Genomic DNA, 13,260 nt, shown 5'->3' on the forward strand with positions numbered 1-13,260 from the left:
TGCGGGCCATGGGCGGCGGGCGCAGCCATCAGCCGAACAGGGCCGCGGTCTTCATGATCGTCGTCCACACCCCCCAGGCCAGCGGGATGCCGACCGCCGCCCAGGCCAGCATCGCCGGCAGGTCGAACCGGCCCCGGTCGATCCCGAACGATCCGCTCTGGACCTGGCCGGCGGTTGCCTCGCCGGCCTGCAGGGCCGCGACCTCTTCGGGCTTCATGAACCACTTCTCGTCCAGCGGCCGCACCAGCGCGTTGCAGACCAGCCCGACGGCCAGGAACCCGGCAAGGATATACATCGTGTAGTCGTAGGCCTGCGCCCGCGGCACGCCCGCCGCGATCTGCGCCTCGCGCAGGTAGTTCACGACGACCGGGCCGACGATCCCCGCCGTCGCCCAGGCGGTCAGCAGCCGGCCATGGATCGCGCCCACGAATTGCGTGCCGAAGACATCCGCTAGGTAGGCCGGCACGGTCGAGAACCCGCCGCCATACATCGAGATGATGACGCAGATCATCGCCACGAACAGCACCTGGTTGCCCGAGTGCGCGGCACTTGGCGCCAGCAGGTAAAGCACGATCCCCAGGCCGAAGAAGATGAAATAGGTGGTCTTGCGCCCCAGCCGGTCCGAGGCCGAGGCCCAGCACAGCCGCCCGGCGATGTTGAACAGCGACAAGAGCCCCGCGAAACCCGCGGCGATGGCCGCGATGGCCGCTTTCTGGCCGGCGTCCAGCTGGGTAAAGCCCAGGTCCGGCCTGCCGACCAGCGATCCGGCGAAGATTTCCTGCAGCATGGGCGAGGCCATGCCGATCACCCCGATCCCGGCCGAGACGTTCAGGCACAGCACCAGCCAGATCAGCCAGAACTGCCGGGTCTTGTGCGCGTCCCTCAGGTGGACGTGATGCCGGGTGATCATCCCCGCCTTCCGGGCCGAGACCTTGGGCTGCCAGCCTTCGGGCTTCCAGCCGGCGGGCGGCACCCGATAGCCGAAGGCGCCGGCCAGCATGAAGACGAAATAGACCGCCGCCATGACGAAGAAGGTCTGCCACACGCCGACGCCGGTCACGGATTGGAAATGGTTCATCAGCCGGTCCGCCAGCGGCGCCCCGATCATCGCGCCGCCGCCAAAGCCCATGATCGCCATGCCGGTCGCCAGGCCGCGCCGGTCGGGAAACCACTTGATCAGCGTCGAGACCGGCGAGATATAGCCCAGGCCCAGGCCGATGCCGCCGATCAGGCCCGAACCGAGCCACATCAGCCACAGTTGATGCGTCATCACCCCGAAGCCCGAAACGACCATGCCGCCCGACCAGCACAGGGCCGCGACGACGCCCGCCCTGCGCGGACCGGCGGTTTCCAGCCAGCCGCCCCAGATCGCGGCCGAGGAACCCAGCAGCACGAAGAACAGCGTATAGATCCAGCCCAGATCGGCGACGCGCCAGTCGCAGCTGGTCGTGAACAGGGCCGAAACCAGGCCCATCCCCTCGCAGACGACCGGGTCGCTGATGCCGATGGCGCGCGACAGCGGCAGCCAGAACACCGAAAAGCCATAGGCCATGCCGATGCACAGGTGGATCGCCAGCGCGGCGGGCGGCACCAGCCAGCGGTTGAAGCCCGGCCGCGCTATCGTGCGCTCGCGGGACAACAAGGGTGCCCGGAATCCTGGAAAATCTTCTATGGCCGTCATCATTCCCCTCCCTGAAACGAATATGCGCGCGCGACCCGTCGGAACCGGCCGCCGCCTGCCCTTTTTCTTGCGAGCATGGACGCTTATCCCCCGTCCCGCTCCCCTCGGGTTTTGGCACAAGGTGCGGAATGCATGGGGTTGATTTCAATGGACAATCTGTCCAGCCGCCAGGACAGGTTGTCCGGCGCGCCCCGGCCCAGGCCGGAAACCGTCAGGAAATCAGGCCGTTTTCGCCTGGCACGGAAGGGTCAATGCAGGTCCGGGCGACCCGGCAGTCAGAGCGAAACGACGCTTCCCAGCAATGCCCCGATCCCGGCATTGCCGATATTGTTATGCGCATCCGTTCCGCCCGGAACCGCCACGACCACCTTGTCGGCCAGATAGTTGTTCACCCTGCCCGCGACGGGCCGATGGCCGGACGAGGCGGGAAAGCCGCCATGGCGCAGGGCATCCACATGCTGCGCGCCATTGGCGCCCATCGCGCCATAGCGGTCGTTGGCGTCCCCGATCGCCATCGTCCCATCGCCCGCCAGGCGCGAGGCAAGCGCATAGTAGAAGGTGCAGGCCCGGTCGTTATGCGTATGGGTGATCGCGATCGGACCGCGGACCCGCTGTTCGGCCAGCACATCGGCAAAATATCCCGGCCCCGCCGGCGAACTGGCCGCCAGCCCGTTATGCGAGAAGGCGGCTTGCAGCAGGGTCAGGCTTTGCGGGCGCAGCGATGTCATCTGGGACGCGCAGGCCGTGACCAGCCTGCCGCCGAAACTGTGGCCCGCCAGGTGAAGCCGGGTATTCGCCAGGAAGGGCTGGGGGTCCAGGTAGCCGCCCAGCATGCGGCCGACCTTTCCTGCCCGGCGCTTCATCGGGTAATAGGTGAACTGGTTCGCCAGCCGGGCGATGCTGGCCAGGGGACCGCGGACGACCTGCCCGGCGCCTTCCCCGCCGGCCGCGCCACCGTCTTCGCCATCCCGCGGCACGAAGGGTTTCGCGCTGATCTGGAACAGCAGCTCGGGGTTGCTATTGGCCCGGCGGGCGATCAGCTCCGCCTCGTCCGAAAGCTCGGCATCGTCCCCGGCGGCCAAGGCCTGCATCCGCCTGGCCAGTTCCGCAGCCAGGGCGGCTTTCGTCTCGGCGCTGGGATCGCTCGCGGCGGCGCGGGCCAAGCTGCGCAGCCTGGCGTTCTCCTTGCCCGGCAAGGACTGGCGCAGGATGCGTTCAAAGGTCCGGGGGTCGAGGTCGGACGGACCGCCCGCCAAGGGCGCGGCCAGCGCCCCGCCTGCGGTCTCGCGCCCGGCCCGGTCGTCGAAATCCGTGGGAAAGGCGACCGAAGGCCAGGCGATCCCGGCCAGCACGAAGCGGCGCGAGGACGGGATATGCGGCCGGGCATTGCGCCAGATCGCCTGGTAAAGCCGCGCCGCCTGCGCCTGGGTGTTCTTCCAGCCGTGGGAAAGGACCAGCACATCGGTCGCCTGCACCCTCTGCATGGCCTCGTGCAGCGCGTGCAGGGGCTTGGGGTTGTCGTCCAGGCGGCCCTCGCTGTCGAAGCTCAGCCAGACCAGAGGGGTTCCGTCGATATCGGGCATGGTTCGCTCCTGCGGTCAGATGGATTGCAGCGCACGCATCAGGTCGGCCAGCCCGGCGCCCTGGAAGCTGGGAACGCGGCCCAGGTCGGTCGCGCTGTCCATGAGGATCTGCTTGACGCGCTCGGGCTGGCCGATGAACTCGCGCCGCACGGAAAGCAGCGCCGCGACAAGGCCCGAGACATGGGGCGCGGCCATGCTTGTGCCCGAGCGCTCCTTGAAGCTGGCGATGCGGTCCTTGTCGCCCGGATGGCACGAAACGATCCGCTCGCCCGGCGCCAGAAGATCCGGCTTCATCCGGCCATCGACGGTCGGCCCCTTGGCGGAAAAGAACGAGACCCCGTATTCATGCGGCCGGTCGCGATGGGTCGAGCCGACGGTGATGGCCAGCTCGGCATTGCCGGGGTCGGCGATGGTCGAGGCGTTGGCGCTGGAATGCAGCCTGCTGTTCTGGTCGTCGACATAGCCGAAGCCCGCATTTCCCGCCGCAACCACCACCACCACGCCCGAGCGCACCAGCCGGTTGACCTCCTTGCAGATCGAGCTTTGCCCCGCTGCGAACCAGGTCGGGTCGAAGCTGTAGCCAAGGCTCAGGTTCAATCCGTGGATGCGCAGGTTGCGACCGTATTCGTTCAGCCGCTGCACATAGCCGATGGCGGCGATGACATTGCTGATGCCGCTGTCGTCGCGGGCGCGCGACAACACCTTGAGGCTGATCAGCCGCGTTCGCGGCGCCACGCCCAGGATCACCTCGGGCGGCCGGGCAAGCGAGCTTTCCTCGACCCTGATGCCGTCGGGGCGGGTGTCGATGCTGATGTCCATGCCGTCGATCAGCGGCTTGCCCTCGGGGGTCTGCATCCTGACGTTGGTTTCGCCGGCGATGATGCCGGCGACATGGGTGCCGTGCCCGTCCTGGTCGCACAGCGCCGCCTTGGCCGCGGCGCTGTCGCTTTCATGCGTCCGGGTGAAGTCGTAGTGGTTCAGGCCCGCCGGCGGCTCCAGCGTGTCGTAGGGCCGGAAATGCGGATGCGTGCCGTCGATGCCGGTATCGGCCACCGCCCAGACGATATCCTCGCCCTGCGCGCCGAAGGCGACCCGCGCGGCATCGCATTTGATGGTCTTGTAGGATTTATAGACGCTCGCCTGGAAAGGCTGGTCCAGCCACAGCTTGTAGATCGGCCCGTCCCGCTCTTCCTGGCAGTTCTGCGCGATGCGCCGGATGGTGCCGCGCGACAGCCGCCCGAAAAGATAGCCTTCGGTAAAGGACGAGGTAACAAGGTTGAGTTCGTCAGACGCGTTGAAGCCGATCTTTTTCCACGGACCCTGAATCTCGGCCAAGGCCAGGATTTCGGCAACGAATCCCAGCTTTCGTTCGTTCGCGACATCGGCCTTTTCCCGATAGCTCGCGACGAGCGCCGCCCGAGCCATGCGCGCGCCACCTGGGAAATTATTGTTCATCTCGATCATGACGGAAAATGCGTCCCTGGCCGAGCCGGGCGGTTTTCCTTGCGTCATTGCCTCGTAGAGATCCCGCGACACGCAGCTATGAAGCAGGATGCTGTTCGGATCCATATTGCCGGGGGTCTCTTCAGCGGTCATGAAGTCCACCTCATGCAGCCTTTGCAGCATATTGAGATTACCGGGGTTTTTCGAAACGCGCAACGAGAATGGGGGCAATCCGCAAAAGCAAAGCGCCCATTTTCGCGCGGTGAAATTGGGGACGCCGCTGAAATCCCCTTCCTTTGAATCAGCCTATGGCGCGCCTATTCGGACCGAAATGCAGTGTCTGGAAGGCCGGTCAATCGCCCGCGCGGCAAACTGGCGGGCAATGGCAGCCATTTTGTTTGCGACGCCCCGGTTGCCGCATCGGCGCCGTCAATAAAAGCGCAGGCGGCCGTCGTCCCCCTGTTCCCTGTGAACCGGGATGCCATAGAGGCGGGACAGGTTCCCGGCCGTCATCGTCTCTGCGACCGTCCCCGAGGCGAGCAGGCCCGAACGGTTCAGGAGCAGCGCCCGGTCGGCGATGGCGGCGGCGTGGTCGGGATCGTGGCTGGACAGGATGATCCCGGTTCCCGCATCCGCGAGGCGACGGATCGCATGGCCGACCTGCCGGCGGTTGGCGAAATCCAGGCTGGCGGTGGGCTCGTCCATCACCATTGCCGCCGCCTCCTGCGCCAGCGCCCGCGCGATCAGCACCAGCTGGCGCTGGCCGCCCGAAAGCCGGGTGACTTCGGCCCCGGCCAGGTCGGCGATGCCAAGCCTGTCCAGCGCCGCCATCGCCCGTTCCGCCTCGGCCCGGCCCGGACGGGCAAAGGGACCAAGCCGGGCCGCCGCCCCCATCAGCACGATGTCGAGGGCGGTAAAGGCAAAGGGCGTCGCCAGCGCCTGCGGCACATGGGCCAGCCGGGCGGCGACCTGGAGCCGCGACAGGCGGGACAGCGGCTCGCCGCCCAGCGCAATCCGGCCATGGACGGGCGGGATCAGCCCCAGCAGGGTGCGAAACAGCGTGGTCTTGCCGGCGCCGTTCGGTCCAAGCAGGCAAAGCACGCTTCCCCGATCCAGGCTCAGATCGATGCCCCGGATCAGCACCTTGCCGCCATGGCCGATGGCAAGGTCCGTGGCGGTCAGCAGCGGGGTCATTCGCTCCATGCCTTCGCCCCCCGCGCCAGCAGCCAGACGAAAAGCGGCGCGCCGAGGACCGCGGTCAGGATGCCCAGCGGCACCTCGACCGTGGCGATGCTGCGCGCGCTGGTATCGACCAGCACCATGAAGCCCGCGCCGATCAGGATGGCCGCCGGCAGCAGCCGGTCGAAGCGGGGGCCGGTCAGCAACCGCGCCATATGCGGCACCATCAGCCCAATCCAGCCGATCACCCCCGCCAGCGCCACCGCCGCGGCCGTCATCAGCGTGGCGCAGGCGATGACCAGCAGCCGCAGGCGGGTGGCGTCGATGCCCATCGACCGCGCCTCGTCGTCGCCCATGGCCAAAAGCCCGATCCGCCAGCGCAGCGCCAGCAGCGGCGCAAGCCCGACCAGCAGCGCAGGCAGCGCCGCCGCGATGTCCGGGCGCTTGACCCCGGCCAGGCTGCCCATCAGCCAGAAGGTGATGGCGGGCAATTGCTGCTCGGGGTCGGCCAGCAGCTTGACCAGCGAGATCCCGGCCCCCGCCAGCGCGCCGATGGCGATGCCGCACAGCACCATGACCAGCACCTGTCCCGCACCGCGCAGCACCATGGTCAGGCCCAGGACCATCGCCACGGTGGCAAGCCCCGTGCCGAAACCCAGCATCTGGATCGCCATGACCGGCCAGCCCAGCAGGATGCCCAGCACGGCGCCGAACCCCGCCCCGGCCGACACGCCCAGGATGTCCGGCGAGACCAGCGGATTGCGGAAGGTGGTCTGGTAGGCCGCCCCCGCCGCCGCCAGGGCCGCGCCGACCATGGCCGCCGCCAGCACCCGCGGCAGGCGGATGTTCCACAGCACCGTCACCGCCTGCGGGTCCGAGCGGTCCCCCGACAGGACGGCCACCAGCTGCTGCGGCGCGATCGCATAGGGGCCGACCGCCGCGCCGATCGCCAGCGTGGCGATCAGCCCCAATGCGAGCCAGCCGTTCAGCCGCCGCTCAGTCACCCAGCAAGGCCGCCAGCGCGGCATCGTCCGGGCGCCGGCCATAGAACAGCGCGTAGAACTCGGCGATCTTGGCGTGCAGGTCGCCGATCGCGGCCTGGGGATAAAGCTTGTGCGAAAGCCAGATCAGCCCGGCCAGGCGATTGACCGAAGGCGGCGCGTCGATGAAGCCGAAGGGGACCGCGGGCGCCAGATGGACGCGCCCGTTCGCCACCGCGGGAATGCCCTGCCATTCCGGCATCTGCGCCACCTTGGCGGCGAAATCCCGGTCGATGGTGACGATCACGTCCGGCGCCCAGGCTTGCACCTGCTCGGGCGAGACGGTGGCAAGCCCGTCGCCTTCCGTCTCAACGACATTCCTTGCGCCCACGCGCTCGATGATCTCGGCATTGATCGAGCCGCGGCCGGCGGTCTCCACGCCTTCCGGGCCGCGCGCAAGATAGACCCTGGGCCGCGCGGCCTGCGGCACCTCGGCCAGAAGCGCGTCCAGATCCGCCAGCGTGGTTTCGACATATGCCGCCAGGGCCTCGCCGCGCGCGGGGACGCCGAGCAAGTCGGCCATCTGCCGGATCGACCGCGGCATCTGCGCAAAGCTGCCGTCGATCAGCACATAGGGCACGCCCGCCTGTTCCTGGACGCGGCCGGCCAGATCGACATAGGTCGCGTTCACCGTGCCGTAATCCACGATCAGGTCGGGCCCCGCCGCAAGCAGCACCTCGAGGTTCAGCGTGTCGCCCCGGCCGGTCAGCCGCCCCAGTTCGGGCAGGTCCGCAACCTCGGGCCGCAGCCAGGCCAGATCGGCCGGCTTGGGCGCGCGGACCCAGCCGATCATCGCCTGGGGCTTCAGCGTATAAAGCAGCGTGGCGGCAGGGGGGCCGGCGGCAAAGACCCTGGCGGGATCGACCGGAACCCGGACCTGCCGTCCGCCGGCATCGGTCACGGTCTTGCCCTCCTGGGCAAGGGCGGGGCCGGCCGCGACCAGGATCGAAAGCACGCCGGCCAGGGCGCGGCGGGTCAGCCGCATCATGCCATCGCTCCGAACGCGGCCTTGATGTCAAGAAGCGGCGTGCCGTCCAGGCAATCCAGCCCGCGCACGATCAGCACCGGCCCCTCGACCGCCAGCAGCCGCACCACCGACGAGGCGATCGGGTTGGGACGCACCGGCGAGCGCAGGGCAAAGGTGCCGGTCGCGCGCTCGCCGAACTTGGGGTTCTGCAGGACCAGATCGCGCCGCGCCCGGTCCATCCAGTAAAGGATCTGCAGGTTGGCATGCGCCTCGATCCCGGTCAGTCCCGGAACCCAGGGCTCGAACAGCTCGATCCGGCAGTCCGGCCCGTCGGCGGCATCGCCGCGATGCGGGCAGTCGCCGCGTCGGGTCCAGGGCGTGCGGATACGGCCGATGAACCAAAGCTGCGCGTCGAAGCCCTGCGGCGGGACGACGGCCTGCTCATGCGGTCGCAGGTCGTCGGTGCCGACCTCATTCATCCACGCCCACCATCACGTCGGACGCCTTGATGACGGCCGAGGCGCGGCTGCCGACCACCAGGCCAAGCTCCTTCACCGCGTCATTGGTGATCGAGGCTGTCACCACGCTGCCGCCCAGGTCGATGCGGACATGGCTGGTGACGGCGCCGGTGACGATCTCGACCACCGTGCCGGGCAGGACGTTTCTTGCGCTGAGCTTCATCTGGAAATCTCCCTTTCCATCGACTGGGTTTATGCGACCCGGCGCAGGCAGGCCGCCTGCAGCCAGGCCAGAACCTGATCCTCGTCGGCCGGCAGCGGTTCGGCCGCGCCGCCGGCAAAGGCCAGGAATGCCTCGCGCCATTGCGGCGACACGCCGACCAGCACCGGAAGCCCGCGCGCGCAGGCCTCGCCGATGGCACCGACCAGGCCGCGGCCCACGGCCTCTTGCTTGCCGAACTTGTTCACCACCAGCCCCTGCGCACCGGGCAGCCGGTCATGGACGGCCATCACCGCCGCCTCCAGCGCATCGGGGTCCAGCCGGCAGCCGGTCATGCCGGGGGCGAGGTCGAAACTGACGTTCCGCCGCTCGCCGTCGGGCAGCAGGGCCAGGACGATATTGCATTTCTCGGGCGGGGCGTCGGGGTCCACCGGCTGCACGGTTCCCGCCAGCGCGATTCCCAGGGCGGCCGCCCTTTGCGCGACCGCGCTCAGCACGGCATCCGTCCTTCGTTCCTCGTCGGAACAGACATAGCGGATTTCCATTCGCGCCTCCCATCATCTCCGCGCCGTTATAGATACTGAAACATATCGGAGGGCGCTGGCAAGGCCCTGCCGCTTCAAACCGCCACCGCCCGGAAAGAAAGACTTCCGCGCCAATGCCCTATGTTCATCCGTCGCGATTTCATTATGTTTGCTCAAGCATAACGATTCTCTCCGCTGGTGGAGAGCTGTTCGGGAGGGACATGGATGCGGGTCACGACAAGGGCGGGATTGCTTTGCGCCACCATTCTGGGCTGGGCGGCCGCGCCGGCATCGGCGCAGGTGGCCGAGCCGTCGCAGGTCTTCGTGCTGGGCACGATCACCCTGACGGCGGAGGACGACGAAGGCCGGGGCGGCACCACGACCACCGTGACCGCCAAGGATGTCCTGCGCAGCAACCGCACCTCGCTGGACGATGCGCTGCGGGTCGCGCCGGGGGTGCAGGTCGGCAATACCGGCGGCAGCCGGAACGAGCGGCTGGTCTATGTCCGCGGCTTCGACCGCTTCCAGGTGCCGCTGTCGATCGACGGCATCCGCGTCTACCTGCCTGCCGACAACCGACTGGACTATGGCCGTTTCCTGACCCCGGACCTGGCCGAGATCCAGCTGCAAAAGGGCCATGTCTCGGTCCTGAACGGGCCGGGGGGCATGGGCGGGGCGATCAACCTTGTCACCCGCCAGCCCTCCGCGCCCTTCGAGGGCGAGGCGCGCCTGGGCATCGAGGCCGGCAATCGCGGCGACATCGCCGCCCGCAGCGGCTTTCTGTCGCTGGGCACGCGGCAGGCGGATTTCTGGCTGCAAGGCAGCTACATGCGGCGCGACAGCGACGGCTTCTACCTGTCGCGCGACTTCGTGCCGCGGCCGCAGCAGGGCGCGGGCCTGCGCGAATATGCCGATACCGACGACAGCCGCCTGAACCTCAAGGCCGGCTGGACGCCGAACGCGACCGATGAATATGTCCTCAGCTATACCCGGCAGACCGGGGCGAAGCGCGCGCCCTACAACATCGACCTGCCGATGCGGGGCCGGCCGGACACCGGCTCGGGCGGATACCAGCGGGACTGGACATGGCCGGAGTGGGACATCGACAGCCTTGCCTTTTATTCGCATACCGAACTGGCCGGCGGCTATCTGAAGACCCGCGCCTATTACAACCGCTTCGACAACCTACTGTCGTCCTGGGACGATTCCACGCAGACCACGCAGGAAACCCTGGCGCCGCGCATTTTCGACAGTCGCTACAAGGACGCGGCCTGGGGGCTGAGCGCCGAAGCCGGAACCGAGTTCGGCCCGGATCACGAGGTCAAGGCGGCGCTGCATTACCGCCGCGACCGGCACGATTCCATCCAGTCCGTCGCCCCCGGCACCGGCCGGGAACCCGACCTGCCGGAACGGTCCGAGGAAGAGACGATCTCGGTCGCGCTCGAACATGGCTGGCAGTATTCGCAGGCGCTGAGGCTCGTCTCGGGCATCAGCTACGACAAGGCAAGGATGCTGCGGGCCGACAACAACGACACCAGCGGCTTCCCCGGCCCGGCCGTGCCCGGCAGCTATCCAACCGGCTCGACCGATGCGGTGAACTGGCAGCTGGCGGCGATCTACAGCCACGACAGCGGCGAATATCACGCCAGCCTGTCGTCCCGCACCCGCTTTCCGACGCGGTTCGACCGCTACAGCACCCGCTTTGGCACGGCCCTGCCGAACCCCGCCCTGGAATCGGAACGCGCCACCAATATCGAGATCGGCTATGGCGGCCAGATCGGCCCGGCGACGGTCCAGGCGGCGCTGTTCTACAGCAAGGTCAAGGACATGATCCAATCGATGCCGACCGACCAATGGGAGGATGAGCGCGACCGGCCCATCGTGCAAAGCCAGAACGTCGGCGACGGCACCTACAAGGGCTTCGAGATCGCGGCGAACTGGCAGGTCAGCGACCGGCTGGGGCTGGTCGCGAACTACACCTGGCTGCATCGCGGCATCACCGACCCGGTCCGCGCCGACTACCGCCCGACCGACACGCCGCGCCACAACGCCTATCTGCGGCTCGACTGGCGGGCAATGGACGCCCTGACCGTCTCGCCCTCGGTCGAGCTTTCCAGCTCCCGCCTGTCGGAAAGCGCGATCCAGCCCTCGGATCCGGGGCAGATCGCCTATACCCGCATGAGCGGCTTTGCGTTGGCCAACCTTGATGCGGAATGGCAGGCGACCGAACAGGCGAGCGTGGTGTTCGGCATCCGCAACCTTTTCGACCGGGACTATCAGCTGGTCGAGGGCTTCCCCGAGCCGGGGCGCAGCTTCTTCCTGACCACCCGCATGACCTTCTGAAACGCAAGGGCGGGGGCTCGGGCTGGCGGGGGCTTGGGCCCCCGCCCGGCGTTCAGCGCAAGTGCTTGCCCTTGGTTTCCGGGGCCCAGAGGATCGACAGGACCAGCCCCAGCAAGGGGAAGGCGGCCATCATGATCACGGTCGCGGAAAAGCCGAACCTTTGCAGCAGGTAGGGCAGAAGATAGGTCACGCCCGCTGCCGATATGCGCGAGAAGGCGGCCGAAAAGCCGACCCCCGTCGCCCGCACATGGGTGTCAAAGATCTCGGGCGGATAGACGAACTGGATGTTGTTCGCGGCCGGGGCGACGAACATGTAGATCGCGAACAGCGCGACGATGAACCAGGTCGGCGCCTGCGGGAACAGGCCCAGCGCCAGGAAGGTCAGCAGCACGATCACGAAGGTCCAGATCACGAAGCCGCGCCGGCTCATCCAGTGCAGCATGAAGACGCCGACGACGGCCCCGGCGATCTGAATGGCGTTCAGCGACATGTCCACCGCGGTCGCGTCCTGCAGGCCCAGCGATTCCAGCACCGGCATCATGAAGGTGAAGATGCCGAAGAACGGGCCGACCTGGCAGAACCAGAACAAGCCGGAATAAAGCGTCTGCCGCCAGGTCTCGGCCGTGAAAAGCTCGCGCGGCGAGGCGTGCCGAGGGTTCGGGTCGACGTCGGGGATGGCATATTCCGCGCCGAAATGCCGGTCGACGATCGCCTACGCCTCGGCATCGCGGCCCTGCCCCTTCAGCCACATGGGCGTCTCGGGCAGGGTTATCCGCAAGGCGAAGGTGATCAGCGCCGGGATCACGCTCGAGGCCAGCAGCATCCGCCAGTTGTCGCCGTCATAGAACGAGCCGACGACGAAGGCGACGGTAAAGCCCACCTGCCAGCCGATCGAGAAGCAGCCCAGCAGCACGCCCCTGCCCTTGCGGCGCGAGAATTCCGCCAGCACCGACGAGCCCACGGCATATTCGACGCCGATCGCCAGCCCCAGCGCCAGCCGGATCGCGACCAGCTGCCAGACATCCTGCACGAAGAGTTGCAGCAGCGACAGCACGATAAAGGCCGCCAGGTTCCAGCCGAAGACCGGACGGCGGCCGAAACGATCCGCCAGATTGCCAAAGAACAGCCCGCCGATGAACACCCCGATCAGCGCGCTGGATGCGATCAGGCCCTGGCTGATCGCCGAAAGCTGCATTTCCTGCCTGGCGATGGACAGCGCCGGCCCCACGATGCCCAGGACGTAGCCGTCCAGCACCGCGCCGCCCAGGACGGCCGCGGCCGCCACGACATGAATGGTCTTGAGCGGCGCCTCGTCGATCGGCAGCCGTCCCGAGGCGTCGCGCATCGCGGGTCCGCCGGGTAAAATGGATATGGCCATAGAATACCTTCCTGGGCTCAGAACTGGGCGTTCCGCTGAAGGCTGGCGGAAGCGGCCCGATACGCATCGCGGTTTTCATGGCCCTTCCACCGACGTGGCTCCTCCGCAGGCCCATGAAGTCGCTGGTCGTGAAGCCCCGGAAAACCCCTGGGCCGCGCCAGCCTGTCTTGGGCCGCGGATGCCGGGACGCGGCCTGCATCCTCCCCCCAACATTCGACCTGGGCGCTTTTTCCGACCAGGCAACCGGAACCCGCGCCACCGGAGGCTCCGGCGGACGAAAGCAGGGTCCGGCATGTGAATTCAATTGGCCGGGGCTGATGACCGTTCATCTCCGCCAAGGCACCCCGCGACCCGGACAGGCGGTTTATTCCCCGATAGCCTCATTGGGGCAAACGAGAATATCCTCTCGGGAAGCATTAGAATTTCTAACGCAATTCTCTTGCC

10 protein-coding genes and 1 pseudogene are annotated in these 13,260 nt (G+C 67.8%); 1 reads left to right on the top strand and 10 read right to left on the bottom strand.

Annotation, left to right across the window (positions count from 1 at the left end; all coding sequences use genetic code 11):
* Positions 1-28: 28 nt before the first annotated feature.
* The 9 genes from E3U26_RS07380 to E3U26_RS07420 form a co-directional block, all read right to left on the bottom strand.
* On the bottom strand, positions 29-1,639 hold the full coding sequence (locus E3U26_RS07380; RefSeq protein WP_244295148.1) for an OFA family MFS transporter: 1,611 nt from the start codon (positions 1,637-1,639) through the stop codon (positions 29-31).
* Positions 1,640-1,956: 317 nt separating this feature from the next.
* Entirely contained in the window at positions 1,957-3,264 is a 1,308-nt protein-coding gene (locus E3U26_RS07385) for a hypothetical protein (RefSeq protein WP_499104682.1), read from the bottom strand.
* A gap of 15 nt (positions 3,265-3,279) precedes the next feature.
* Complete coding sequence (locus tag E3U26_RS07390) at positions 3,280-4,860, bottom strand: S8 family peptidase (RefSeq protein WP_208861597.1); 1,581 nt, start codon at positions 4,858-4,860, stop codon at positions 3,280-3,282.
* Positions 4,861-5,136: 276 nt separating this feature from the next.
* A complete protein-coding gene (locus tag E3U26_RS07395; RefSeq protein WP_499104683.1) occupies positions 5,137-5,910 on the bottom strand; it encodes an ABC transporter ATP-binding protein in 774 nt (257 codons plus the stop codon).
* Positions 5,898-6,914, bottom strand: coding sequence for a FecCD family ABC transporter permease (locus E3U26_RS07400; protein ID WP_083539187.1), 1,017 nt, complete (start codon positions 6,912-6,914; stop codon positions 5,898-5,900). The genes E3U26_RS07395 and E3U26_RS07400 overlap by 13 nt, the downstream gene beginning before the upstream one ends.
* A complete protein-coding gene (locus E3U26_RS07405; protein WP_499104684.1) occupies positions 6,883-7,914 on the bottom strand; it encodes an iron ABC transporter substrate-binding protein in 1,032 nt (343 codons plus the stop codon). Before E3U26_RS07405 ends, E3U26_RS07400 begins: the two co-directional genes overlap by 32 nt.
* A complete protein-coding gene (gene tsaA, locus E3U26_RS07410) occupies positions 7,911-8,372 on the bottom strand; it encodes a tRNA (N6-threonylcarbamoyladenosine(37)-N6)-methyltransferase TrmO (protein WP_243784721.1) in 462 nt (153 codons plus the stop codon). Before tsaA ends, E3U26_RS07405 begins: the two co-directional genes overlap by 4 nt.
* Complete coding sequence (locus E3U26_RS07415) at positions 8,365-8,574, bottom strand: TOBE domain-containing protein (protein WP_036760400.1); 210 nt, start codon at positions 8,572-8,574, stop codon at positions 8,365-8,367. The genes tsaA and E3U26_RS07415 overlap by 8 nt, the downstream gene beginning before the upstream one ends.
* 29 nt (positions 8,575-8,603) lie before the next feature.
* Positions 8,604-9,116: a DUF2478 domain-containing protein gene (locus tag E3U26_RS07420; protein ID WP_449043698.1), complete on the bottom strand. Its 513-nt coding sequence runs from the start codon at positions 9,114-9,116 to the stop codon at positions 8,604-8,606.
* 204 nt (positions 9,117-9,320) lie between these two features.
* Between E3U26_RS07420 and E3U26_RS07425 the strand changes: the two genes are divergently transcribed.
* Entirely contained in the window at positions 9,321-11,438 is a 2,118-nt protein-coding gene (locus E3U26_RS07425; RefSeq protein ID WP_499104685.1) for a TonB-dependent receptor plug domain-containing protein, read from the top strand.
* A gap of 52 nt (positions 11,439-11,490) precedes the next feature.
* On the opposite strand, the pseudogene E3U26_RS07430 reads toward E3U26_RS07425, so the two are convergent.
* Positions 11,491-12,816: pseudogene (locus E3U26_RS07430) on the bottom strand (MFS transporter).
* Positions 12,817-13,260 lie beyond the last annotated feature (444 nt).

It is taken from the genome of Paracoccus ferrooxidans, assembly GCF_029909815.1.
Lineage (GTDB): Bacteria > Pseudomonadota > Alphaproteobacteria > Rhodobacterales > Rhodobacteraceae > Paracoccus > Paracoccus versutus.

Bases quoted from the DNA above. Each gene is read 5' to 3' on its own strand.
- E3U26_RS07385 (WP_499104682.1), bottom strand. From the start codon at position 3,264: ATGCCCGATATCGACGGAACCCCTCTGGTCTGGCTGAGCTTCGACAGC.
- E3U26_RS07390 (WP_208861597.1), bottom strand. From the start codon at position 4,860: ATGACCGCTGAAGAGACCCCCGGCAATATGGATCCGAACAGCATCCTG.
- E3U26_RS07395 (WP_499104683.1), bottom strand. From the start codon at position 5,910: ATGGAGCGAATGACCCCGCTGCTGACCGCCACGGACCTTGCCATCGGC.
- E3U26_RS07400 (WP_083539187.1), bottom strand. From the start codon at position 6,914: ATGCCGCGCTGGCGGCCTTGCTGGGTGACTGAGCGGCGGCTGAACGGC.
- E3U26_RS07405 (WP_499104684.1), bottom strand. From the start codon at position 7,914: ATGATGCGGCTGACCCGCCGCGCCCTGGCCGGCGTGCTTTCGATCCTG.
- tsaA (WP_243784721.1), bottom strand. From the start codon at position 8,372: ATGAATGAGGTCGGCACCGACGACCTGCGACCGCATGAGCAGGCCGTC.
- E3U26_RS07415 (WP_036760400.1), bottom strand. From the start codon at position 8,574: ATGAAGCTCAGCGCAAGAAACGTCCTGCCCGGCACGGTGGTCGAGATC.
- E3U26_RS07420 (WP_449043698.1), bottom strand. From the start codon at position 9,116: ATGGAAATCCGCTATGTCTGTTCCGACGAGGAACGAAGGACGGATGCC.
- E3U26_RS07425 (WP_499104685.1), top strand. From the start codon at position 9,321: ATGCGGGTCACGACAAGGGCGGGATTGCTTTGCGCCACCATTCTGGGC.